Source organism: Pseudomonas sp. HMSC066A08, assembly GCF_001813025.1.
Lineage (GTDB): Bacteria > Pseudomonadota > Gammaproteobacteria > Pseudomonadales > Pseudomonadaceae > Pseudomonas > Pseudomonas aeruginosa.
On record NZ_KV811348.1, the window covers coordinates 1 to 21,695 of the forward strand.

Below are 21,695 nucleotides of genomic sequence, written 5' to 3' on the forward strand. Positions count from 1 at the left end.
CGCCCCAGTCGCCGAGCATCCATTTCGAGTTCGGCGAGAACGCCTCGGCGGCGTGCGCCGCGCTCCCCAAGCCCAGCGCTCCAAGGGCAAACAGGCAGCCAACGGTCCTGGCGGCCGGTCTGGTTTTCTTGTTCTTGTACATTTCCAGCATCCTCGTGGTTGTGGTCTAGGCAGTACGAAAGGAATCAGGAGTTCTTCTGGCGATTGCCGTTCAAGGCAGTGACCTTCTCCGCCGCCGCGCCCGCCGTGCGCACGGCCACGCGCTCGCCGCTCTGCGCGTCGAACAGCAGGACCCGCGCGGGATCGAAGCGCAGGCTCATGCCGCTGCCCGCGGCCGGCGCGACGTCCGGCGCCAGGCGGCAACAGACCTTGACCTGGTTGACGCTGACGAAAACCAGGGTGTCCGGCCCGGTCGGTTCGAGCACCTCGACCTCGGTACGCAGGTCATGGGCAGCGCTGCCATCGCCCAGGGCGATCTGCTCCGGCCGTACGCCGAGGATCAGCTCGCGTCCCTCCTCCAGGCCGGGCTCCAGGCTCAGCGGCAGTTCGATACGGTCCTGGCCGCTATCGAGCAGGCCGGTCCAGCGTCCGTCCCGGCGCTGCAGGCGCAACGGAATGAAATTCATCGGCGGCGAACCGATGAAGCTGGCGACGAACAGGTTGGCCGGGTCGTTGTAGATCTGCTGCGGCGTGCCGAACTGCTGGATGACGCCGTCCTTCATCACCGCCACCTTGTCGCCGAGGGTCATGGCCTCGATCTGGTCGTGGGTGACATACACGGTCGTGGTCTTCAGCCGCTGGTGCATCAGCTTCAGCTCGGTGCGCATTTCCACCCGCAGCTTGGCATCGAGGTTGGACAGCGGCTCGTCGAACAGGTAGACCTTGGGCCGCCGCGCCAGCGCCCGGCCCATGGCCACCCGCTGCTGCTGGCCGCCGGAGAGCTGAGAGGGCTTGCGTTCGAGCAGGTGCTCGATCTGCAACAGCCTGGCCACCCGCGCCACCTCCTCGTCGATGGCGGCCTGGGGCATCTTGCGGATCTTCAGGCCGAAGGCGATGTTCTCGCGCACGCTCATGGTCGGGTACAGGGCGTAGGACTGGAAGACCATGGCGATGTCGCGGTCCTTGGGGCTCATGCCGCTGATATCCTGGCCGTCCACCAGGATCGCACCGCCGGTGATGCTCTCCAGCCCGGCGATGCAGTTCATCAGGGTCGACTTGCCGCAGCCCGAGGGCCCGACGAGGATCAGGAATTCGCCGGAGTCGATCTTCAGCCGGATGTCCCTGAGGGTATCGGCCAGGCCGCTGCCGTAGCTCTTGTGCAGGTTGCGCAGTTCGAGGGTTGCCATGTTTCGTTCGTCTCCGGGGTCAGCGACCCGTCTCAGCCTTTCACGGCGCCGGCGGTGAGGCCGCGCACGAAGTACTTGCCGGCCAGTACGTAGACCACCAGCGTGGGCAGCGCGGCGATCATCGCCGCGGCCATGTCGACGTTGTATTCCTTGACCCCGGTGGTGATGTTCACCAGGTTGTTCAGGGCCACGGTGATCGGTTGCGCATCGCCGCTGGCGAACACCACGCCGAACAGGAAGTCGTTCCAGATCTGGGTGAACTGCCAGATCAGGCAGACCATCACGATGGGCGTGGACATCGGCAGCAGGATGCGCAGGAAGATGGTGAAGAAACCGGCACCGTCCAGGCGCGCAGCCTTGACCAGGGCATCCGGGATCGCCACGAAATAGTTGCGGAAGAACAGCGTGGTGAAGGCCAGGCCGTAGATCACGTGGACCAGCACCAGGCCACTGGTGGTATTGGCCAGGCCGAGCTTGCCGAGGGTGAAGGACATCGGCAGGAGGATCACCTGGAACGGCAGGAAGCAGCCGAACAACAGCGCGCCGAAGAACAGCTGGGAACCGCGGAAGCGCCACATCGACAGCACGTAGCCGTTCAGCGCACCGATGAAGGTGGAGATCAGCACGCCGGGCACGGTGATCAGCACCGAGTTCCAGAAGAACGCGCCGACGCTGTCCCAGGCCTTGATCCAGCCGATGACGGTGAAGGTGTCGGGCAGCGACAGCAGGTTGCCGGTGCGGATGTCGTCCGGCGTCTTGAAGCTGGTCAGCAGCATCACCAGCAGCGGCACCAGGTAAAGCGCGCAGGCGCCCCAGAGGGTCAGGTGCACGGCCAGGCGGCTGACGCTGAAGCTCGGGTTCAGGGACGCGTCACGCATGGCGCTTGCCTCGCAGTTCGGAATACAGGTAAGGCACCACGATCGCCAGTACCGCGCCGAGCATCAGCATCGCGCTCGCCGCGCCGAGCCCCATCTGGCCGCGGGTGAAGGTATGCGCATACATGAACATCGCCGGCAGGTCGGAAGAATAACCCGGGCCGCCGGCGGTCATCGCCGCCACCAGGTCGAAGCTCTTGATCGCGATATGGGCGAGGATCATCAGCGCGCTGAAGAACACCGGGCGCAGGCTCGGCAGGACGATGCGCAGGTAGATGGTCGGCAGGCTCGCACCGTCGACCTGGGCGGCGCGCACGATGGCCGGGTCGACCCCGCGCAGGCCGGCGAGGAACAGCGCCATGACGAAGCCGGAGGCCTGCCACACGGCGGCGATCACCAGGCAGTAGACGACCCGCTCCGGGTCCACCAGCCAGTCGAAGCGGAAACCTTCCCAGCCCCAGTCGCGGAGCAGCTTGTCCAGGCCCAGGCCCGGATTGAGCAGCCACTTCCAGGCGGTGCCGGTGACGATCATCGACAACGCCATGGGATACAGGTAGAGGGTACGGATGAAGCCTTCGCGGCGGATGCGCTGGTCCAGCAGCACCGCGAGGAACACTCCGAGCACCAGGCAGATGGCGATGAACGAGCCGCCGAAGAGCAGCAGGTTCTTGCTCGCCACCCACCAGCGGTCGTTGTCCCACAGGCGCTGGTACTGGCTCAGCCCGGCCCACTTGTAGCTGGGCATGAAGCGCGAGTTGGTGAAGGACAGCAGCAGCGTCCAGCCGATGTAGCCATACATGCAGAACAGCACCACGACCACGCTTGGCGCCAGCACCAGCTTCGGCAGCCAGCCTTGCAGGCGATCGAGCGGCGAGACGCGACGAGGCGCTACCGGAGCCGTGGGATAGACAGGGGAATTGGTCGCCATGCGTTTTCTCGCGTGCGAAGGAACCCACCCGTGCCGCTCGGCGGCACGGAGCCAGTCGGGAGGATCGAGCGGAGCCCAGGCCGGGCTCCGCGCCAGGGACTTACTGCGCCGCCGCCTCGATGGCGGCCGCCAGTTGCTGGGCGGCCTTCTGCGGATCCGCGGCGGGGTCGTTGAAGAAGTTGGTCACCACGTCGAAGATCGCCCCCTGCACGTAGCTGGAAGCAGCCATGCTGTGGGCCATGCTCGGCACCAGGTTGCCGTCCTGGGAAGCCTGCTTGAAGTCCTTCATCGACTGCTGGGCGCAACTGTCGAACGGCGCCATGTCGGCGTCCAGGCGAACCGGGATGGAGCCCTTGTTGAGGTTGAAGTCCTTCTGGAAGGACGGATCGAGCACGCTGCGCGCGAGATCTTCCTGGGCCTTGCGGTTCTCCGCGTTGCTCAGCTTGAACATCACCAGCGAGTCGATGTTGTAGTCGAAGGCCTTCTGCGTGCCGGGGAACGGCAGGCACTGGTAGTCCTTGCCCGGCACCTTGCCGGCGGCGGTGAATTCGCTCTTCGCCCAGTCGCCCATGATCTGCATGCCGGCCTTGCCGTTGATCACCATCGCCGTGGCGGCGCTCCATTCGCGACCGGCGGCGTCGGCATCGACGTAGCCGCGGAGCTTCTTCAGCGCGGCGAACACCTCGACCATCTGCGCTCCGGTGAGGGTTGCCTTGTCCTGTTCGACGAAGGCCTTGCGATAGCCTTCCGGGCCCATCTTGCTCAGCACCAGGTTCTCGAACACGGTACCGTCCTGCCACGGTTGGCTACCATGGGCCAGCGGTGTGAAACCGGCGGCCTTGAGCTTGTCGGCGGCGACGAACAGCTCGTCGAGGGTGGTCGGCGGGGTCGCGCCGGCCTTCTTGAACACTTCCGGGTTGATGTAGAGCCAGTTCACCCGGTGTACGTTGATCGGCACTGCTACGTAGTCGCCGTCGTACTTCATGATCTGCGCCACCTGCTTCGGCAGCAGGGTGTCCCACTTGCCTTCGGCGGCCACCGCGTTGAGGTCGGCAAGCAGGCCCAGTTCGCCCCACTCCTGGATATCCGGCCCCTTGATCTGCGCCGCGGCCGGCGGATTGCCGGACACCGCGCGGGTCTTCAGCACGGTCATCGCCGCCTCGCCGCCACCGCCGGCCACGGCGAAGTCCTTCCAGGTGTGGCCCTTGGCTTCGACCAGCTTCTTCAGGGTTTCGGCGGCGCGCTTCTCGCCGGCGGAGGTCCACCAGTGCAGCACTTCGACTTCGCCGGCCTGGGCCAGCAGCGGGGAGAGACAGAGGGAGGAAAGACAGATGACGGCAGAGAGGCGACGGATCGCATTCATGAGGAAAACCTTCTTCTTGTTATTCGGAGCAAGTCTGCGCTTGCAATGCTCCGAGTCTATTCAAGCGTTCCGCGTCGCGGGTAACGAAGCGATCCGGGTTTGTCACGGAGTGGTTACATTGGGATTGAGGCAGAGCAGGAAAATCTAGGCTTGGACTCGGCAAAGCGGTTTCGCGACAGAAACCTCCGACAACACGAGAAGGTTCCTTCGTGCCGCCCTCTCCCCACGACTCCACAGCCCTCAGAATGACCTCCAGCACCACCTCCCTGCGCGCCAGCACGTTGTCGTTCCAGAATGACCCCCGGCTCTCCAGCCAGGCATCGGCCGGCGAACCCACATGCTGCCCGCCATCCCGTTCGATCACCAGCATCCGCTCACGGCAGACGAAATCGACGATGTACGGCCCGAGAACCTTCTGCCGACGAAACTTCAGCCCGAGCAATCGATGCCCGCGCAAGCACTGCCATAGCGCCCGCTCCGCCTCTGTCTGCCGCTGCCGCAGAACGCGGGAAAAACCGTTTCGGGAAAACCTCATGCCTACCTGCCTCGTTCAAGGGCCCGGCAGGCCAGCCCATCACTCCAGCCCCAGGCGCGGCAGGCGCAGGCTGACCCGCAGGCCGCCCTCGCGACGGTTCTGCAAACTGACCTCGCCGCCATGGGTGTGCGCGATGTTGCGCGCGATGCCCAGGCCCAGCCCGTAGCCCTGCCCTCGCGGAGACAGGCGGAAGCGCGGCTCGAAGATCTGTTCCAGGCGCTGCTCGGGCACGCCGGGGCCGTCGTCGTCGACATGCAGCACCACCGCTTCCGGCCCGTCCTCCAGGCTCAGGCGGGCGCGTTCGCCGTATTTCAGCGCATTGTCCAGCAGGTTGCCGATACAACGCTTGAGCGCCAGGGGCTTGCCCGGATAAGGCTCCGCGGCGCGACCGACGACCTCCACCCGGCCATCGGCCAGGTAGGGCTCGGCGATGTGCTGGAGCAACAGGTCGAGGTCGACCGGCTCGACGTTCTCGTGGATATCGGTGTCTTTCACGCACTGCAGCGCGCCCTTCACCAGCAGTTCCAGCTCGTCCAGGTCGCGCCCGAACTTCTCCTGCAAGCGCTCGTCCTCGAGGAGTTCTACCCGCAGGCGCAGGCGGGTGATCGGCGTGCGCAAGTCATGGGAGATGGCGCTGAACAACTGCCCGCGCTCGTTCAGGTAGCGGTCGATGCGCTCGTGCATGGTGTTGAAGGCGCGCGCCACCTCCACCAGTTCGCTGGCGCCGCGTTCCTCCAGCGCTGCCGACGGACTGCCCAGGGCCAGGTCGCGGGCGGCGCGCGCCAGGCGCTTGAGCGGACGGCTCTGCCAATGCATCAGCAAGCCGGTGAAAAGCAGCAGCAACAGGCTGGTGAAAACGATCGAGAGCACCTGCTGCGACTGCAATCCCTCGGGTTCCAGGCTGACGTACGGCGCCGGCATCAGGCTGGCGATGTACAGCCACTCGCTGTCGCCGATGCGGATCTGGGTAACCAGCACCGGCGGGTTCACCGGTTCCAGGGTCAGCGCGTAGTGCGCCCAGGAACGCGGCAGCTCGTCGAGCTTCAGCGCGCCGTTGAACAGGCGCAGCTCGTCGGGACTGACGAACTCGACCTGCAGCTCGACCTCCTTGCCCAGGCGTTGGTGCAGCACATCCCGGACGATCTCCAGCACCGCCTGCTTGTTCGGCGTGTCCGGCAGGGCGCGCATCTCCAGCGGCCGGTCGTTCAGCGAGACGAAGAAGCGCGTACCGCCCATGCTGCGCAACTGGTCGAGCACCAGCGGACGGTAGCCGAGCGGCAGGGAACGGAAGTAGCTGACGCTGGCCGCCATCGAGTAGGCCAGGCTGCGCGAGCTGGTGAGCAGGCCCTCGCGCTGGCTGGAGCGCAGGTGCGACAGCCAGAACAGGCTGGAAAGCCCTTGCGCGACCAGCACCGCGAGCAGGGTCAGGAGCAGCATGCGCCCGAGCAGCGAGCGCGGCACCGGCGACCAGCGCCGCCGTTCGCTCATGGCTGCAGGTGCGGCCGCACCTGCGCCGCCAGCAGGTAGCCACTGCCGCGCACGGTCTGGATCAGCCGCGGCGCCTTGCCGGTATCGCGCAGGCGCTGGCGCAGGCGGCTGACCGCCATGTCGACGATACGCTCCAGCGGCAGCACCTCGCGGCCGCGGGTGGCATTGGCGATGGTGTCGCGGTCGAGGATCTGCTGCGGATGGTCGAGGAACAGCTTGAGCAGGGCGAAATCCGCACCGCTGAGGAAGAACTCCTCGCCGTCCTCGTGGAACAGTCGGTGGCTGACCGTGTCCAGCCGCCAGTCCTCGAAGGCCAGTACGTCGCCACCACGCACCTGGGTGAACTGCGCGCGGCGCAGCAGGGCCTTGATCCGCGCCAGCAGCTCGCGCGGGCTGAACGGCTTGCCCAGGTAGTCGTCGGCGCCCAGTTCCAGGCCGATCACCCGGTCGGCCTCGTCGGAACTGGCGGTGAGCATGATGATCGGCATGCAGGCCAGGCGCTGGTGGGAGCGAATCCAGCGACAGAGGCTGAAGCCGTCCTCGTCCGGCAGCATCACGTCGAGGATCGCCAGGCTCGCCTCCTCCTCGCACAGCGCCTGGCGGAAGTCGGCGCCCCGCGAGACGCTGCGGACCTGGAAGCCGGCACGGCTCAGGTAGGTCTCCAGCAATTCGCGGATCTCCTGGTCATCGTCCACCAGCAGGATCGATCGTCCGTTCGCGCTCACGAGGTTCCTCCTTATGCGGTTGCTCGACGCCGACTCAGCCCTCGGCGTCCAGGGCCTGCTGCAGGGCGACACCGGCGCCGAGCAGGCCCGGATGTTCGGCGGTCATGACCCACACCGGTACGTCCTGCAGGTAAGCGCCGCTGGTCTTGCCACGGCTGGCGAAGGCCTCGGCGAAGCCGCTGGCGATGAAACGCTCGAGGAAACGCGGGACGATGCCGCCGGTAATGTAGACGCCACCGAGCGCGCCGACGGTGAGCACCGCGTTGCCAGCGACCCGCGCCAGCCACAGGAAGAAGCGCTCCAGCACGGCGTCCGCCTGGGCGTCGCCGGCCATGGCCAGGGCACCGACTTCCGCCGCACTGCTCGCGCGGACGGCGACCCCGTCCAGGGTACAGCTGATTTCATAGAGGGCGAGCAGGCCGTTGCCGGACAGTGCGCGCTCGGCGGAGACGTGTCCGTAGCGCGCCTGCAGGCCCTGCCAGAGCGCGAAGTCGCGCGGCGAAGTGACCGGCAGGTCGACGTGCCCGCCCTCGCAGGGCAGCACTTCCCAACGTCCCCCGCCCAGCGGCAGCAGGCTGCCGACGCCAAGGCCGGTGCCGGGACCGATGATCAGCCGGGCGCGATCCGCCTGGGCGCTGCCGGCGCGGACCTGCACCAGCTCGTCCGCGCCCAGCCGCGAGGCGGCCCAGGCCATGGTGCTGAAGTCGTTGACCAGCAGCAGGTGATCCAGCCCCAGCTCCTCGCGGAACGCGGCACGATTGATCACCCAGTGGTTGTTGGTGAAACGGAAATCCGCCGCCCCGACCGGACCGGCGCAGGCCAGGCAGACCGAGTCGATGTTCGCCACCGATTCGCCGATCCGCGCCAGGTAGTCGCGTACGGCCAGTTCAGGCCGCGGGTAGTCGGCACAGGCGAGCACCTCGATGGATTCCAGGCGCTGCCCGCGCCAGAGCGCGAAACGCGCATTGGTGCCGCCGATATCGCCGACCAGGCCGAGGCCGCCGGCGCTTCTCTTGTTGTCGTTATTCATCGTCGTTGAACCGCAATGCCCCGCGCCAGGGCGGGGCGGTCGGCAGATGTTGCCGGAGAGACAGCCGCCAGCCAAGCGCCGGCGGACATCGACCTATCAGAATCAGCGCCAGCCGGTGAGGCTCTCGGTAAAGCTGCAGGCGCCCTCTTCCGCGCTGCTCATGGCGTTGCGCATGAAGGCGAACAGCTCGCGACCGCAACCCAGGTTGCCGTCCTGCGGCGCCGGCTCCAGGCTGCGCGCCTGCCATTCGGCGTCGTCGACCAGCACCCGCAGCTCGCCGCTCACCCCATCCACCCGTACCCGGTCGCCGTCGCGCAGGCGCGCCAGGGGACCGCCGGCGATGGCTTCCGGACTCACATGGATGGCCGCGGGCACCTTGCCCGACGCCCCGGACATGCGCCCATCGGTGACTAGCGCCACCTTGAAGCCACGATCCTGCAGGACCCCGAGGAAAGGGGTGAGCTTGTGCAGCTCCGGCATGCCATTCGCCCGCGGACCCTGGAAGCGCACCACGGCGACCAGGTCGCGCTCCAGCTCGCCGGCCTTGAAGGCCGCGGCCAGGCTGGCCTGGTCGTGGAAGATCCGCACCGGTGCCTCGACCACCTGGTGTTCCGGCGCCACCGCCGAGACCTTCATCACGCCGCGACCGAGGTTGCCCTCCATCAGGCGCAAGCCGCCTTCGGCGGAGAACGGCTTGTCCAGCGGACGCAGGATGGCTTCGTCGAGACTCCGTTCAGGCCCTTCGCGCCAGACCAGCCGGCCATCCTCGAGGAACGGCTCACGGGTGTAGCGGCGCAGGCCGGGGCCGGCGACGGTCTGTACGTCCTCGTGAAGCAGCCCGCCGTCGAGCAGTTGGCGGATCAGGAAGGACATGCCGCCGGCCGCCTGGAAGTGGTTGATGTCGGCCTGGCCGTTCGGATAGATGCGCGCCAGGGTCGGCACCACATGGGACAGCTCGGACATGTCCTGCCAGGTCAACTGGATGCCCGCCGCCTGGGCGATCGCCAGCAGGTGCAGGGTGTGGTTGGTCGAGCCGCCGGTGGCGAGCAGCGCCACCACCGAGTTGACGATGGCCTTCTCGTCGACGATCTCCGCCATCGGCACGTAGTTGCCGTTCTCGGGGGTCAGCCGGCTGGCCTGGCGCGCCGCTTCGCGGGTGAGTTCGTCGCGCAGCGGGGTGTTCGGGTTGACGAAGGAGGCACCGGGCAAGTGCAGGCCCATCACCTCCACCAGCAACTGGTTGGTATTGGCGGTGCCATAGAAGGTGCAGGTGCCGGGTGCATGGTAGGAGGCCATTTCCGAGGCCAGCAACTCTTCGCGAGTGGCCTTGCCCTCGGCGAACAGTTGGCGCACCGCGGCCTTTTCCTTGTTGGAGATGCCGGTCGGCATCGGCCCGGCCGGGACGAACACGGTGGGCAGGTGGCCGAAGCGCAGCGAGCCGATCAGCAGGCCCGGCACGATCTTGTCGCAAACACCCAGGCACAGCGCCGCATCGAACATGTTGTGAGACAGCGCGATGGCGGTGGACATGGCGATCACGTCGCGGCTGGCCAGCGACAGTTCCATGCCCGGCTCGCCCTGGGTCACACCGTCGCACATGGCCGGCACGCCGCCAGCGAACTGGCCGACCGAACCGATCTCGTGCAGCGCCTGCTTGATCAGCCCCGGAAAGCGCTCGAACGGCTGGTGCGCCGAGAGCATGTCGTTGTAGGCGGAAACGATGGCCACGTTGGCCTGGTTCATCAGCCGCAGGGTCTGCTTGTCGCTTTCGCCACAGGCCGCGACCCCGTGGGCGAGGTTGCCGCACGGCAGGGTGCCGCGGTGCGGCCCCTTGCTGGCCGCCGCCCGGACCATCTCGAGGTAGCGCTGGCGAGTGGCCGCGCTACGGGCCTGGAGGCGGCGGGTGACTTCGAGCACACGAGGGTGCATGGCAGATTCTCCTACAGACTATCAATTGTTGTTTTTACAACATAATCATCGGTTGAAGGATGTTTACTTTTCTTTCTGGACGAAATGTAATGGTTTTTACCACAACAATAGAAAAGAGACGACCTCATTATGACTATCCGCCTGGCCATCAACGGCTTCGGTCGCATCGGCCGAAACGTTCTTCGCGCCCTGTATACCGGCCACTACCGCGAACAGTTGCAGGTAGTGGCGATCAATGACCTCGGCGACGCCGCGGTCAACGCCCACCTGTTCCAGTACGACAGCGTCCATGGACGCTTTCCCGGCGAGGTCGAGCACGATGCCGAAAGCCTGCGGGTGATGGGCGACCGCATCGCCGTCAGCGCCATCCGCAACCCGGCGGAACTGCCCTGGAAGAGCCTCGGCGTGGACATCGTGCTCGAGTGCACGGGGCTCTTCACCCGCCGCGACAAAGCCGCCGCCCACCTGCAGGCCGGCGCCGGCAAGGTGCTGATCTCGGCGCCCGGCAAGGACGTCGACGCCACCGTGGTCTACGGCGTCAACCACGAGGTGCTGCGCGCCTCCCATCGGATCGTCTCCAACGCCTCCTGCACTACCAACTGCCTGGCACCGGTGGCCCAGGTACTGCATCGCGAACTGGGCATCGAGCACGGCCTGATGACCACCATCCATGCCTACACCAACGATCAGAACCTCTCCGACGTGTACCACCCGGACCTGTACCGCGCACGTTCGGCGACCCAGTCGATGATCCCCACCAAGACCGGCGCCGCCGAGGCGGTCGGCCTGGTCCTGCCGGAACTCGCCGGCAAGCTTACCGGGCTGGCGGTGCGGGTGCCGGTGATCAACGTGTCGCTGGTCGATCTCACCGTGCAGGTGGCCCGGGATACCAGCGTAGACGAGGTCAACCGCCTGCTGCGCGAAGCCAGCGAAGGCTCTCCGGTGCTCGGTTACAACACCCAGCCACTGGTGTCGGTGGATTTCAACCACGACCCGCGCTCGTCGATCTTCGACGCCAACCACACCAAGGTCAGCGGTCGGCTGGTCAAGGCGATGGCCTGGTACGACAACGAGTGGGGCTTCTCCAACCGCATGCTGGACAGCGCCCTGGCGCTGGCCGCCGCCCGCGACTGACGCGCCTCAGCGGAACTTGCGCCGACCGCGCGCCTGCAACGCCAGCAGGCGCAGGTCGGCCTCGGCGAGGATCAGTCGCTGCTCGGCCTTGTCCGCGCGCTTCCAGGCGCGGATTTCCTGGCGCGTACGCCCGCAGCCGCGGCACACGTCGGCATCGAACTCACAGATATTGATGCAAGGACTCTTCAAGCGTTCCCCCTTTTTCGGCGCGGACCGCAACCGGTCCTCGCCCGTCACTTCACGACAGGCGGCGGGCCGGCGTCCAGGAGGGAATGACTATCGGGCCGATCGAGCGGCCCGCGGTCACTCGGCCTCGGCGTCGCGCAGGCTTTCGTAGGCAGGTGCGGCATAGATGCCGGCCTCGACGCAGAGCGCCATGACCCGCGGCAGGTCCTGGGTATAGACCAGCACCGCCTGCAACTCGTCGTCCAGCGGCTCGCTGAAATCCACCAGCACGTAGCCGCCCTTTTCCGGATACATGCTGTTCAGTTGCACCTGGATACGGTTGAGGGCGACCAGCGGCTCGGTCTTGAGCAACTGCTTCGGCTTGATGTTGAACGCCACGTCCTTGCCGAAGGAGGCGACGATCCGGGCGAACAGCTCGGCATAGGTGTCGGCCTGGAACAGCACGATATCCGGCAGGCTACCGACCACCACCCACTCGCCGAGCGGGATCGGGAAGCTGTCGTCGTAGTTGATGTCCGGGTTGGCGGCGAGGAACCCTGCCGGATCGGCGTAGGCCTGGGCCGCCTCGTCGGCGATCCGCCGGATCTCCTCGGCGCCCATGCAGCCGGTGCTGATGAGGGTGATCAGTTCGTTCAGGGTCTCTTTCATGGGTGGGTTCCAGGGTCGATGAAACGGAGCGGGCCAGACTCGCCGGCGCGTCCGGATGAATTCTACAGGGTGGAACGACGGTCAGCGGCGCGGCCAGTCGTCGTCGGCGTCCAGTGCCTCGCGCTCCTCGCGCATGGCCTCCGCCAGGGCACGCTCTTCGTCATCGGGATCGGCGCCCGCGACAGCCTCCGCGACGGCAGGCTCGACGGCTTGCTCCGCGACCACGGGAATCGGCCCAGCCGCTGGCTCGGCGGACTCGTCGCCCTGCTCCGAGGGCTCCGGAGGGTCGAGCAGGTCGTCGAAGTCGGTCTTCAGGCCCTGCTCCATCTCGTCCAGTTCCAGCAGCAGGCTGCGGAAGCTGGTTTCCTCGCGCGGTTTCTCCGGCTCACCGGCCTCCCCCTCGATCTCCTCGAGGCTTTCCCCGGCCTCGGCGATGGCGCGATCGGCCAGGGCCTGGATCGAGGCGGGAATCGCATCCTCGTCGAGACCGTCGCGCGGCGGCTGCGCCACGGGCGCCACTTCGACCGGCGGTTCCGGCTCGGGCTCCATCTCGCGCAGCGCCGACAGCGGCGGCAGCTCGTCGAGGCTCTTCAGGTTGAAATAATCGAGGAACGCCTTGGTGGTCGCCAGCATCGCCGGGCGCCCCGGCACCTCGCGGTAGCCAACGATGCGGATCCACTCCCGCTCCATCAGCGTCTTGACGATCTGGGTGTTCACCGCCACGCCGCGGATCTCCTCGATCTCGCCACGGGTGATCGGCTGGCGGTAGGCGATCAGCACCAGGGTTTCCAGCAGCGCGCGCGAATAGCGCTGCGGACGCTCCTCCCAGAGGCGGCCGACCCACGGCGAGAAACGCTCGCGAATCTGCAGGCGATACCCGGACGCGACTTCCTTCAGCTCGAAGGAACGCCCTGCGCAGGACAGCGCCAGGATCGCCAGGGCGTCGCGAAACTGCCCCGGCTCCGGCCGCTCGGCCTCGTCGAACAGCTCGGCCAGGCGTTCCAGCGACAGCGGCTTGCCGGCCGCGAGGAGGATGCCTTCGAGCAGGGTGGCGAGTTCGTGGGGATCGGACAGGTTCATCGTCGCAACGGATACCGGAGCCAGGAAGAGGAAAAGATAGCGGAATCGGGCATGCAGCTTAACAGGCCACGGCAGGGAGCGAAGCCAGAAGCGCGGAAAAGCTGACCGTCCGCAGGGGGACGAGCGGCCAGCGGCGCGTTCACTCGAAATCGTCTTCCAGGGCTTCCTCCAGGGTTTCGCCTTCCTCCGCTTCGCGGGCTATCCGCAGGCGCACATGGATGGCGCCGAAAGCCTCGTTCTGCACCAGTTCCACCATCTGCTCCTTGACCAGCTCGAGGATCGCCATGAAGGTGACCACCACGCCGAGCTTGCCCTCCTCCAGGGTGAACAACTGGATGAACGGCACGAAGGCGCCGCCTTTCAGGCGTTCCAGCACTTCGCTCATGCGTTCGCGGGTGGACAGTACCTCGCGGGTCACCTGGTGGCTCTCGAACAGGTCGGCGCGGCGCAGCATCTCGCCCATCACCAGCATCAGCTCTTGCAGCGCCAGCTCCGGCAGTAGCTTGCGCGCCCGCGCCTCCGGCGCAGCCACCGCCGGCACCAGCACGTCGCGGCCGACCCGGGGTAGTTCGTCGAGGTCTTCGGCGGCCTTCTTGAACCGTTCGTACTCCTGCAGGCGGCGGATCAGCTCGGCCCGCGGATCTTCCTCTTCCTCCTCGGCTTCCGCCGAGCGCGGCAGCAACATGCGCGACTTGATCTCCGCCAGCATCGCCGCCATCACCAGGTACTCGGCGGCCAGCTCCAGGCGCACCGCCTTCATCAGCTCGACGTAGCCCATGTACTGGCGGGTGATTTCCGCCACCGGGATATCCAGGATGTCGATGTTCTGCTTGCGGATCAGGTACAGCAGCAGGTCGAGCGGGCCCTCGAAGGCCTCGAGGAAGACCTCCAGCGCGTCCGGCGGGATATAGAGGTCCTGCGGCAGCTCGGTGACCGCCTCGCCGTAGACCAGCGCCAGTTGCAGCGGCACCCGCTCGGCGGCGGGCTCGGCTGGTGGGGTGTCGGCGTTGGCCGGGTTATCGTCCTGCATCGGTAGGCTCGTGGTGGGCGGATTCGGGCGGCGCTCAGGCCGGCTGCATGAACGGCGCCGGATCGCCGCAACCCACGCGGATCACTTCGGGATCGGTGTCGGTCAGGCTGATCACGGTGGAGGCCTCGCCGCCACCATAGCCCCCGTCCACGATCAGGTCGACCTGGTGTTCCAGCACCTGGCGCATTTCATAGGGATCGTTCAGCGGCTCGCCGCTGCCGGGCATGATCAGGCTCACGCTCATCAGCGGTTCGCCCAGTTCCTCCAGCAGCGCCCGGGCGATCGGACAGTTCGGCACGCGCAGGCCGATGGTGCGGCGCTTGGGGTGCAGGAGCATGCGCGGCACCTCGCGGGTGGCGCTGAGGATGAAGGTGTAGGGACCGGGGGTGTGCGCCTTGAGCAGGCGGAACAGACCGGTGTCGACCTTGGCATAGACGCCCAGCTCGGAAAGGTCGCGGCAGACCAGGGTGAAGTTGTGCTTGTCGTCCAATTGGCGGATGCGGCGGATGCGATCCACCGCGGTCTTTTCGCCGATGCGGCAGCCCAGGGCATAGGACGAGTCGGTGGGATAGACGATCACCCCACCCTGGCGGACGATCTCCACCGCCTGCTTGACCAGCCGCGGCTGGGGATTTTCCGGATGGATCTGGAAGAACTGGCTCATTCGGCCCCCTTGGCTTCGGAATGACGTTCGGTATCGCGAAAATGCCTGGCGAAACGCGGCCACATGGCCGGAAGGTCCTCTGGAACCGCACGGTACATGCCCAGTTCGGACCAGTCGCCCGGCGCGTGGAAATCGCTGCCGGCGGTGACCATCAGGCCGAACTCGCGGGCCAGGATCGACAGGGTACCGACCTGTTCGGCCGGCTGCACGCCATTGACCACCTCGATGGCGTGTCCGCCTGCCTGGAGAAAGTCGGCGACCAGGCGCCGGCGCTTGGTCCGGGTGAAATCATAATGGTACGGGTGCGCCAGGCTGATCCAGGCGCGCGCCTCGCGCAGGCAGCCGACCACTTCCTCCAGGGTCGGCCAGTGCTGCTTGACGTCTCCCAGCTTGCCGGCCCCCAGCCACTTGCGGAACGCGTCGGCGCGATCCTTGACCCAGCCGCCCTGGACCAGGAACTCGGCGAAATGCGGCCGCGCCGGCGCGTTGCCGCTGTCGCCCAGGGCCCGCTGGATCGCCCGCGCACCCTCCAGCGCACCGGGCATACCCTTGGCCGCAAGCCGCCGGTCGATTTCCTCGGCGCGCGCCCAGCGGCCCCGGTGCAGGGCTTCGGTCGCCTGGCGCAGGGGAGCGGCGTCGAGGTCGAAACCGTAGCCCAGCACATGGATGGTGGCACCGCCCCAGGTGCAGGACAGCTCGACACCGTTGACCAGTTCGATACCGAGTCGAGCGGCCGCCTGGTGGGCTTCCGGCAGGCCTTCCAGGGTGTCGTGGTCGGTCAGCGCCAGCAGCCCGACGCCTTTCTCGTGGGCCCGCTGCACCAGGGCGGCGGGCGCGAGCACGCCATCGGAGGCGGTACTGTGGCAATGCAGATCGACACGCATGGCTGAATCCTGATTCCAGTGAAGAATGGTGATGAAGCAGCGCCGATTCGCTGCCTCGCGGTATCGAGACGTACCGTTCATGGGTCCGGGGAGCCTGCTCCACCTGGCGAATGCGCCTGCGGCACAGGCCTGACGCATTCGGAAAGACAGGATGACTGTTTCAGAACATCCAGAGGTTGCTATTATGCCGCTTCAACCGTGTCCTGACTGCCACCATGAAGCAATTCATCGATTTCATCCCACTGATCCTGTTCTTCATCGTCTACAAGATAGACCCTCAGAACGTCGAGTTCGCCGGGTTCAATCTGAGTGGCATCTACGGCGCGACCGCGACCCTGATCCTCGCCTCGGTGATCGTCTACGGCGCCCTCTGGCTCAAGCACCGCCACCTGGAAAAGAGCCAGTGGTTCACCCTCGGCGCCTGCCTGGTCCTCGGCGGCCTGACCCTGGCCTTCCACGAGGACACCTTCCTCAAGTGGAAGGCGCCGCTGGTCAACTGGCTGTTCGCCCTGGCCTTCGCCGGCAGTCACTTCATCGGCGACAAGCCGATGATCCAGCGCATCATGGGCCATGCCATCCAGTTGCCGCAGGGCCTCTGGGTGCGCCTGAACATCGCCTGGGTGGTGTTCTTCCTGGTGTGCGGCTTCGCCAACCTCTACGTGGTCTTCACCTATCCGAACTTCTGGGTGGACTTCAAGGTGTTCGGCAGCCTCGGCATGACCTTGCTGTTCCTGATCGGCCAGGGCCTGTTCCTGGCTCGCCACCTGCACGACGCCGATACCGGCGAAAAGCCCAAGGACTGACATGCTCTACGCGATCATCGCCCGTGACATCCCCGCTTCCCAGGAACGCCGCCTGGCCAGCCGCCCGGCCCACCTGGCCCGTCTCGAACAGCTGAAGGAAGAAGGCCGCCTGGTACTCGCCGGCCCGCACCCGGCGATCGACAGCAACGACCCGGGCGCCGCCGGCTTCACCGGCAGCCTGATCGTCGCCGAATTCGATTCGCTGGCCGCGGCGCAGAGCTGGGCCGAGGCCGATCCCTACCGGGCCGCCGGGGTGTACGCCGAGGTGGTGGTCAAGCCGTTCAAGAAAGTCCTGCCCTGAGGCAGTCGCCGGGTACCGGCGGCCGGCCCGGTCGCCCTCCCGGCAAACGTTTTCGCACCGGACGTCGCTTTCCGGTGCCCGCCGCAGTGCAACCAGGCCGGCCCGGCGCTTTCGCCAAGCCGGAAGGGCGAACCGGAAGACAGTGCAATCCGTCGCTTCATCGGTACAAGGAGTCATGATGCGTCCATCCACTGCCCACTGCCTGCTGCTGAGCCTGGGAGCTTCGCTGGCCCTGGCCGAGGAACCCGCGCCAGCACCGCTTCCAGCCGCGCAGCCTTCCATTGCGCAGGCTACCGCCGAACTGGAGCGCCGCCTGGTGGAAACGGAACGCCAGCGCGACGAACTGGTCAGTCGTATGCGCCAGGAGAACCGCCAGTTGCGCGAGCAATTGCAGGCGGCCCAGGCGCAACGGCAACCGCCGCTGCTCACGGAAGAGCAGACCTGGTATGTCGCCGGCGCCGCCACCGCCCTGCTCGCGTTCGTCCTCGGCGCCCTGAGCCGCGGCCGCCGGCGACAGCGACGCGAATGGATCAATTGAGCGACACTCGATGAGCGAACTGCTGTTGATCGACGATGACCGGGAGCTCTGCGAGCTGCTCGGTACCTGGCTGGTCCAGGAAGGTTTCTCCGTGCGTGCCAGCCACGACGGCGCCCAGGCCCGTCGCGCCCTCGCCGAGCAGACACCGGATGCCGTGGTGCTCGACGTGATGCTGCCGGACGGTAGCGGCCTGGAACTGCTCAAGCAACTGCGCGGCGACCATCCCGACCTGCCGGTGCTGATGCTGTCCGCCCGCGGCGAGCCGCTGGACCGCATCCTCGGTCTGGAACTGGGCGCCGACGACTACCTGGCCAAGCCCTGCGACCCGCGCGAACTCACCGCACGGCTGCGCGCCGTGCTGCGGCGAACCCATCCGGCGCAGCCCAGCGCGCAGATGCAACTGGGCGACCTGTCGCTGAACCTGACGCGCGGCTTGGCACAGATCGACGGCCAGGAGATCAGCCTGACCCTTTCCGAAAGCCGCATCCTCGAAGCGCTCCTGCGCCAGCCCGGCGAGCCGCTGGACAAGCAGGCCCTGGCGCAACTGGCGCTGGGCCGCAAGCTGACCCTCTACGACCGCAGCCTGGACATGCACGTCAGCAACCTGCGCAAGAAGCTCGGCAGCCACCCCGACGGCAGCCCGCGCATCCTCGCCCTGCGCGGCCGCGGCTACTACTACAGCCACTGAGCGGGTTTCGTCAGCCCGCCGACACAAGGTCTTTACCCAAGCTTTACCCAGGGCTGACCGCGCTTGACCTTGACCTCCCTAGACTGGGCTCATCCGGTAAATGGCCGGACCCAGAAAGGAGAAACACCATGCGCAAGACGCTAACCGCCCTGTTCATCGCCGCCGCCCTGCCGACCTTCGCCATGGCCGCGCCCGCCGCCAACGACCTGCCGCCCCCGCCGATGGAAGGCGGCCACATGATGGGCCAGCACGGTCCCCGACATGGCGGCCCGATGAAGGAACTGAATCTGACCCGCGAACAGCGCCAGCAGATGGGCAAACTGATGGGCGAACAAATGAAGGCCCGCCACGAGATCACCCAGCGCTACCTGGCCAAGCTGCCGGCGGCCGAGCAGAAGGCCCTGAAGGACGAACTCAAGGCCAGCCACGAGAAGACCCAGAAGGACATCCGCGCCCTGCTCACCCCCGAACAGCAGAAGAAGTTCGACGAACTGCAGAAGAAGCGCGAGCAGCGCAAGGCAGAGTGGGCCGAATTCCAGCAGTGGAAGGCCGACAAGAAGTCCAACTGACGTCCGAGCCACCGCTACCGGGTCCTCCGGTAGCGGTCTTCCGACCAGCCGGAATCGCATATCCTAGGGGTTTACCCACGCGGCCGGCCCGATATGCGATTCAACAGGAAAACCATGCGTTCACTCTTCTGGCGAATCCTCGCCGCCTTCTGGCTGGCCCTGCTGCTGGTCGCCGGGCTGTCCATCCTGCTGGGCCGTGCGCTGAACCAGGACACCTGGATCATCGCCCGCCATCCTGGCCTGAAGGACCTCGCCGAGCAGTGGACCGCCCTCTACGAAGAACAGGGCAGCTACGCGGCCCAGGGTTTGCTGGAGCAACGCCGCCGCGACTACGGGATTTCCATCCAGGTGCTCGATGAAAGCGGCCAGCGCCTGGTCGACGGCACCTACCTGCCGCGCCCCCACCACCGCCCGCCGCGCACCAGCGACCGCAACCTGCCGCGCTTCCCCTGGCGCCAACTGAGCCAGGAATACGTCAGCCCGCAGAGCAACCATACCTATCTGTTCATCTACCGCATCCCGCACCCGGAACTGGAGGCCTGGCACCGCGGCAGCCTGCTCTGGCCGCTCAGCGCGCTGGGCATCGCACTGGTGGTGCTGACCCTCTTCAGCCTGCTGCTGACGCTGTCCATCACCCGTCCGCTGAACCGTCTGCGGCGCGCCGTACACGACCTCGGCCAGACCGCCTACCAGAAGGACAGCCTGGCCCGACTGGCGCGGCGCGGCGATGAACTGGGCACCCTGGCACGCGATTTCAACCGCATGGGCGAACGCCTGCAAAGCCTGATCGGCAGCCAGCGCCAGTTGCTCCGCGACGTGTCCCACGAACTGCGCTCGCCGCTGGCGCGCCTGCGCATCGCCCTGGCCCTGGCCGAACGCGCCGAACCGGAAGCGCGGGCGCAGATGTGGCCGCGCCTGGAACAGGAATGCGACCGCCTGGAAGCGCTGATCGGCGAGATCCTCGCCCTCGCCCGGCTCGACGCCGAACCCGGCGCGAGCCAACGGATCGCCCTGCTGCCGCTGCTCCAGCGGCTGCGCGAAGACGCCCTGCTGCTGGCTCCGGAGCAGGATATCCGCCTGGAAGTGACGCCTGACCTGAGCATCGACGGTTGGCCGGACATGTTCGAGCGCGCGGTGGACAACCTGCTGCGCAACGCCGTGCGCTTCAACCCCGTCGGCCAACCCCTGGAGGTGCGTGCCAGCAGCGCCGGCGACTACCTGCGCCTGAGCGTCCGCGACCATGGGCCAGGCATCGCCGCCGAACTGCAGGAGCAGTTGGGCGAACCGTTCTTCCGCGCACCCAACCAGAGCAGCCCGGGACACGGCCTGGGCCTGGCCATCGCCCGCCGCGCCATCGAGCGCCACGGCGGGCACCTGCGCCTGGGCAACCATCCCGACGGCGGCTTCATCGCCACCCTCAGCCTGCCGCTACGGCGCAAGGCGACCGAATGACGCCGCGCCCAGATGAACGGCAATTCCCCAGGAGCATCCGGCATGACTCTTCCCGCTTCGTTGTTCCTCGATGAACGCCCTTTCGCCCAGGCCATCGCGCCGCCGCCGGAACCTCCCGGCGACGAACCGCAATCGCTGGTGCTGGCGGTCGAACTGGGACAGGTCGCCCAGCAACTACGGCAACGCTGGGCGCGTCTCGACCTGAGCCTGCCGGAACGCGGTACCTGGCCACTGGAAAGCTGGCGCCCGGCCTTGCACGAAGCGCTCTACGGCCTGCTCGGCGGCGCCGCGCAGGCCCGCCCGTGGCAGCGCATCACGCTGAATCCGGCGCTGGACGCTCGCCGCGGACGGCTGCGCCTGGACATCCTCGGCCAGGCGGAAGAAGGCCGGCGCTGGCTGCCGGCGGCCGTGGAAGCCGCCCGAAGACTGGCCGGCTGGCAGGGCGGACGACTGCTCTGGCACGCCCAGGGCGCGCATTGGTGCGTACGCCTGCTGTTGCCGCTCAGCCCGGCCAGGAGCTGACGAAGGCCGCCGGATCGAGTTCCGTCGGCGTGCGCAACTCGCCCATCGGCGTCCCCAGGTAGACGAAGCCGATGATCCGCTCCTGCTCGCCGAGCCCCAGGCCGGCGTGCACCACCGGATCGGTGGCCATCTCGCCGGTCCGCCACATCGCCCCCAGTCCCTGGGCATAGGCGCCCAGCACCAGGCCGTGGGCGGCGCAGCCGGCAGCCAGCAGTTGCTCGCCGTGCGGCACCTTCGGGTGGTCCTGCAGGCAGGCGACCGCCACGACCAGCAGCGGTGCGCGCAGCGGCATGTTGCGGGCCTTGGCCAGCGCTTCCTCGGCAGCGTCCGGCTGGCGGCTCGCCAGGGCGCGGGCGTAGAGGTCGCCCAGGGCCCGGCGACCTTCGCCCTCTACCAGGATGAAGCGCCAGGGCCGCAACTGTCCGTGGTCCGGGGCGCGCAAGGCGACCCGGAACAGCCGGTCGAGCTGCTCCGGCGAGGGCGCGGGATCGCTCAGGCGGGCGTGGGAAACGCGAGTGAGCAAGGCGTCGAGAGCCTCCATGGGCGAACTCCTGTCAGAAACGAAATCGCCATTGTAGACGCAATCGCCAGGCTCACGCCCGCTCTCAGGCGACCCGTCCCGGCGCCAGGTGCGGCTGCAGCGGCGGGGTCAGCGGCGGCAGGCCGTAGGCGGCGCGCGCGGCATCGCAGGCCGGATTGGGCTGGCCGTTGGCCCAGGCCGCCTCGAACTCGCGGCAGGTACCCGAGCGCTGCTCGTAGACGGTGCAGCGAACGCCGCAACCGACCTCGCCGAGCAGTCCGACGCAGCGTGCCGGCTTGTTCTCGGTACCGCTCATGGCGACCATCTGCGGGCTGATGCGGACGGTCAGTTCGTCGGGTACGACGCCGCCTGCGGAACGGCACTCGCCCCAATAGAAGGACACACGAAAATGCGCACAGCAGGCGCCGCAGGTAAGACACGGATTGTCAGTGGACAT

Annotated in this window: 25 protein-coding genes and 1 pseudogene; 8 read left to right on the plus strand and 18 right to left on the minus strand. The window is 67.2% G+C overall.

Annotated features, from left to right (window positions below; genetic code table 11):
• From HMPREF2886_RS34400 to edd, 10 genes and pseudogenes are all read right to left on the minus strand, one after another.
• A pseudogene (locus HMPREF2886_RS34400) lies at positions 1-142 on the minus strand (porin); the annotation flags it as partial.
• A gap of 43 nt (positions 143-185) precedes the next feature.
• Positions 186-1,346 carry an ABC transporter ATP-binding protein gene (locus HMPREF2886_RS23755; RefSeq protein ID WP_033978717.1) on the minus strand — a complete coding sequence of 387 codons (1,161 nt, stop codon included), beginning with the start codon at positions 1,344-1,346 and terminating at the stop codon, positions 186-188.
• Between the two features lie 32 nt (positions 1,347-1,378).
• The gene (locus HMPREF2886_RS23760; protein ID WP_033971634.1) at positions 1,379-2,224 is read right to left on the minus strand and encodes a carbohydrate ABC transporter permease; all 846 of its coding nucleotides are present in this window, start codon (positions 2,222-2,224) and stop codon (positions 1,379-1,381) included.
• Positions 2,217-3,149, minus strand: a complete 933-nt coding sequence (locus HMPREF2886_RS23765; protein ID WP_003091471.1) for a carbohydrate ABC transporter permease — start codon at positions 3,147-3,149, stop codon at positions 2,217-2,219. The genes HMPREF2886_RS23760 and HMPREF2886_RS23765 overlap by 8 nt, the downstream gene beginning before the upstream one ends.
• 100 nt (positions 3,150-3,249) lie before the next feature.
• Positions 3,250-4,512, minus strand: a complete 1,263-nt coding sequence (locus HMPREF2886_RS23770; protein WP_033971636.1) for an ABC transporter substrate-binding protein — start codon at positions 4,510-4,512, stop codon at positions 3,250-3,252.
• A 19-nt stretch (positions 4,513-4,531) separates the two neighbouring features.
• Positions 4,532-5,047, minus strand: coding sequence for an endonuclease domain-containing protein (locus HMPREF2886_RS35350; protein ID WP_079387377.1), 516 nt, complete (start codon positions 5,045-5,047; stop codon positions 4,532-4,534).
• Positions 5,048-5,086: 39 nt separating this feature from the next.
• Entirely contained in the window at positions 5,087-6,508 is a 1,422-nt protein-coding gene (gene gtrS / locus HMPREF2886_RS23780; RefSeq protein WP_079387378.1) for a two-component system sensor histidine kinase GtrS, read from the minus strand.
• Between the two features lie 23 nt (positions 6,509-6,531).
• On the minus strand, positions 6,532-7,260 hold the full coding sequence (gene gltR / locus HMPREF2886_RS23785; protein ID WP_003091475.1) for a two-component system response regulator GltR: 729 nt from the start codon (positions 7,258-7,260) through the stop codon (positions 6,532-6,534).
• Between the two features lie 34 nt (positions 7,261-7,294).
• Positions 7,295-8,290: a glucokinase gene (locus tag HMPREF2886_RS23790; RefSeq protein WP_070748500.1), complete on the minus strand. Its 996-nt coding sequence runs from the start codon at positions 8,288-8,290 to the stop codon at positions 7,295-7,297.
• 102 nt (positions 8,291-8,392) lie between these two features.
• The gene (edd, locus tag HMPREF2886_RS23795) at positions 8,393-10,219 is read right to left on the minus strand and encodes a phosphogluconate dehydratase (RefSeq protein WP_070748502.1); all 1,827 of its coding nucleotides are present in this window, start codon (positions 10,217-10,219) and stop codon (positions 8,393-8,395) included.
• Positions 10,220-10,348: 129 nt separating this feature from the next.
• On the opposite strand from edd, the gene gap reads away from it, so the two are divergent.
• Positions 10,349-11,353 (plus strand): type I glyceraldehyde-3-phosphate dehydrogenase, encoded by a 1,005-nt coding sequence (gene gap, locus HMPREF2886_RS23800; protein ID WP_033978720.1) that lies wholly within the window; start codon positions 10,349-10,351, stop codon positions 11,351-11,353.
• Between the two features lie 6 nt (positions 11,354-11,359).
• Here gap and HMPREF2886_RS23805 read toward each other — a convergent pair whose 3' ends face one another.
• From HMPREF2886_RS23805 to HMPREF2886_RS23830, 6 genes are all read right to left on the minus strand, one after another.
• On the minus strand, positions 11,360-11,542 hold the full coding sequence (locus HMPREF2886_RS23805) for a DUF1289 domain-containing protein (protein WP_003091481.1): 183 nt from the start codon (positions 11,540-11,542) through the stop codon (positions 11,360-11,362).
• A gap of 114 nt (positions 11,543-11,656) precedes the next feature.
• A complete protein-coding gene (locus tag HMPREF2886_RS23810) occupies positions 11,657-12,187 on the minus strand; it encodes a hypothetical protein (RefSeq protein WP_039027973.1) in 531 nt (176 codons plus the stop codon).
• 81 nt (positions 12,188-12,268) lie between these two features.
• A complete protein-coding gene (scpB, locus tag HMPREF2886_RS23815; protein WP_033971644.1) occupies positions 12,269-13,267 on the minus strand; it encodes an SMC-Scp complex subunit ScpB in 999 nt (332 codons plus the stop codon).
• Positions 13,268-13,406: 139 nt separating this feature from the next.
• The gene (locus HMPREF2886_RS23820; RefSeq protein ID WP_003124353.1) at positions 13,407-14,159 is read right to left on the minus strand and encodes a segregation and condensation protein A; all 753 of its coding nucleotides are present in this window, start codon (positions 14,157-14,159) and stop codon (positions 13,407-13,409) included.
• A gap of 172 nt (positions 14,160-14,331) precedes the next feature.
• Positions 14,332-14,961, minus strand: coding sequence for an L-threonylcarbamoyladenylate synthase (locus HMPREF2886_RS23825; RefSeq protein WP_003091486.1), 630 nt, complete (start codon positions 14,959-14,961; stop codon positions 14,332-14,334).
• Positions 14,958-15,845 carry a PHP domain-containing protein gene (locus tag HMPREF2886_RS23830; protein WP_003091487.1) on the minus strand — a complete coding sequence of 296 codons (888 nt, stop codon included), beginning with the start codon at positions 15,843-15,845 and terminating at the stop codon, positions 14,958-14,960. Before HMPREF2886_RS23830 ends, HMPREF2886_RS23825 begins: the two co-directional genes overlap by 4 nt.
• Before the next feature lie 215 nt (positions 15,846-16,060).
• Here HMPREF2886_RS23830 and HMPREF2886_RS23835 point away from each other — a divergent pair, with 215 nt between their 5' ends.
• The 7 genes from HMPREF2886_RS23835 (at position 16,061) to HMPREF2886_RS23865 (ending at position 20,718) form a co-directional block, all read left to right on the plus strand.
• Positions 16,061-16,648, plus strand: a complete 588-nt coding sequence (locus HMPREF2886_RS23835; RefSeq protein ID WP_003091488.1) for a septation protein A — start codon at positions 16,061-16,063, stop codon at positions 16,646-16,648.
• Between the two features lies 1 nt (position 16,649).
• Positions 16,650-16,949: a YciI family protein gene (locus HMPREF2886_RS23840; protein WP_003091489.1), complete on the plus strand. Its 300-nt coding sequence runs from the start codon at positions 16,650-16,652 to the stop codon at positions 16,947-16,949.
• A gap of 175 nt (positions 16,950-17,124) precedes the next feature.
• Positions 17,125-17,487 carry a translation initiation factor 2 (IF-2, GTPase) gene (locus HMPREF2886_RS23845; RefSeq protein ID WP_070748504.1) on the plus strand — a complete coding sequence of 121 codons (363 nt, stop codon included), beginning with the start codon at positions 17,125-17,127 and terminating at the stop codon, positions 17,485-17,487.
• 10 nt (positions 17,488-17,497) lie between these two features.
• Complete coding sequence (locus tag HMPREF2886_RS23850) at positions 17,498-18,175, plus strand: response regulator transcription factor (protein WP_039027972.1); 678 nt, start codon at positions 17,498-17,500, stop codon at positions 18,173-18,175.
• 128 nt (positions 18,176-18,303) lie between these two features.
• Positions 18,304-18,744, plus strand: coding sequence for a Spy/CpxP family protein refolding chaperone (locus tag HMPREF2886_RS23855; RefSeq protein ID WP_003091492.1), 441 nt, complete (start codon positions 18,304-18,306; stop codon positions 18,742-18,744).
• Positions 18,745-18,858: 114 nt separating this feature from the next.
• Entirely contained in the window at positions 18,859-20,196 is a 1,338-nt protein-coding gene (locus HMPREF2886_RS23860; protein WP_033971646.1) for a sensor histidine kinase, read from the plus strand.
• A 42-nt stretch (positions 20,197-20,238) separates the two neighbouring features.
• Positions 20,239-20,718 (plus strand): hypothetical protein, encoded by a 480-nt coding sequence (locus tag HMPREF2886_RS23865; protein ID WP_033971647.1) that lies wholly within the window; start codon positions 20,239-20,241, stop codon positions 20,716-20,718.
• On the opposite strand, the gene HMPREF2886_RS23870 is transcribed toward HMPREF2886_RS23865, so the two are convergent.
• Positions 20,699-21,259, minus strand: a complete 561-nt coding sequence (locus tag HMPREF2886_RS23870) for a nitroreductase family protein (RefSeq protein ID WP_033978723.1) — start codon at positions 21,257-21,259, stop codon at positions 20,699-20,701. The genes HMPREF2886_RS23865 and HMPREF2886_RS23870 overlap by 20 nt on opposite strands.
• Positions 21,260-21,323: 64 nt before the next feature.
• Positions 21,324-21,695 carry a YkgJ family cysteine cluster protein gene (locus HMPREF2886_RS23875; RefSeq protein ID WP_033971649.1) on the minus strand — a complete coding sequence of 124 codons (372 nt, stop codon included), beginning with the start codon at positions 21,693-21,695 and terminating at the stop codon, positions 21,324-21,326.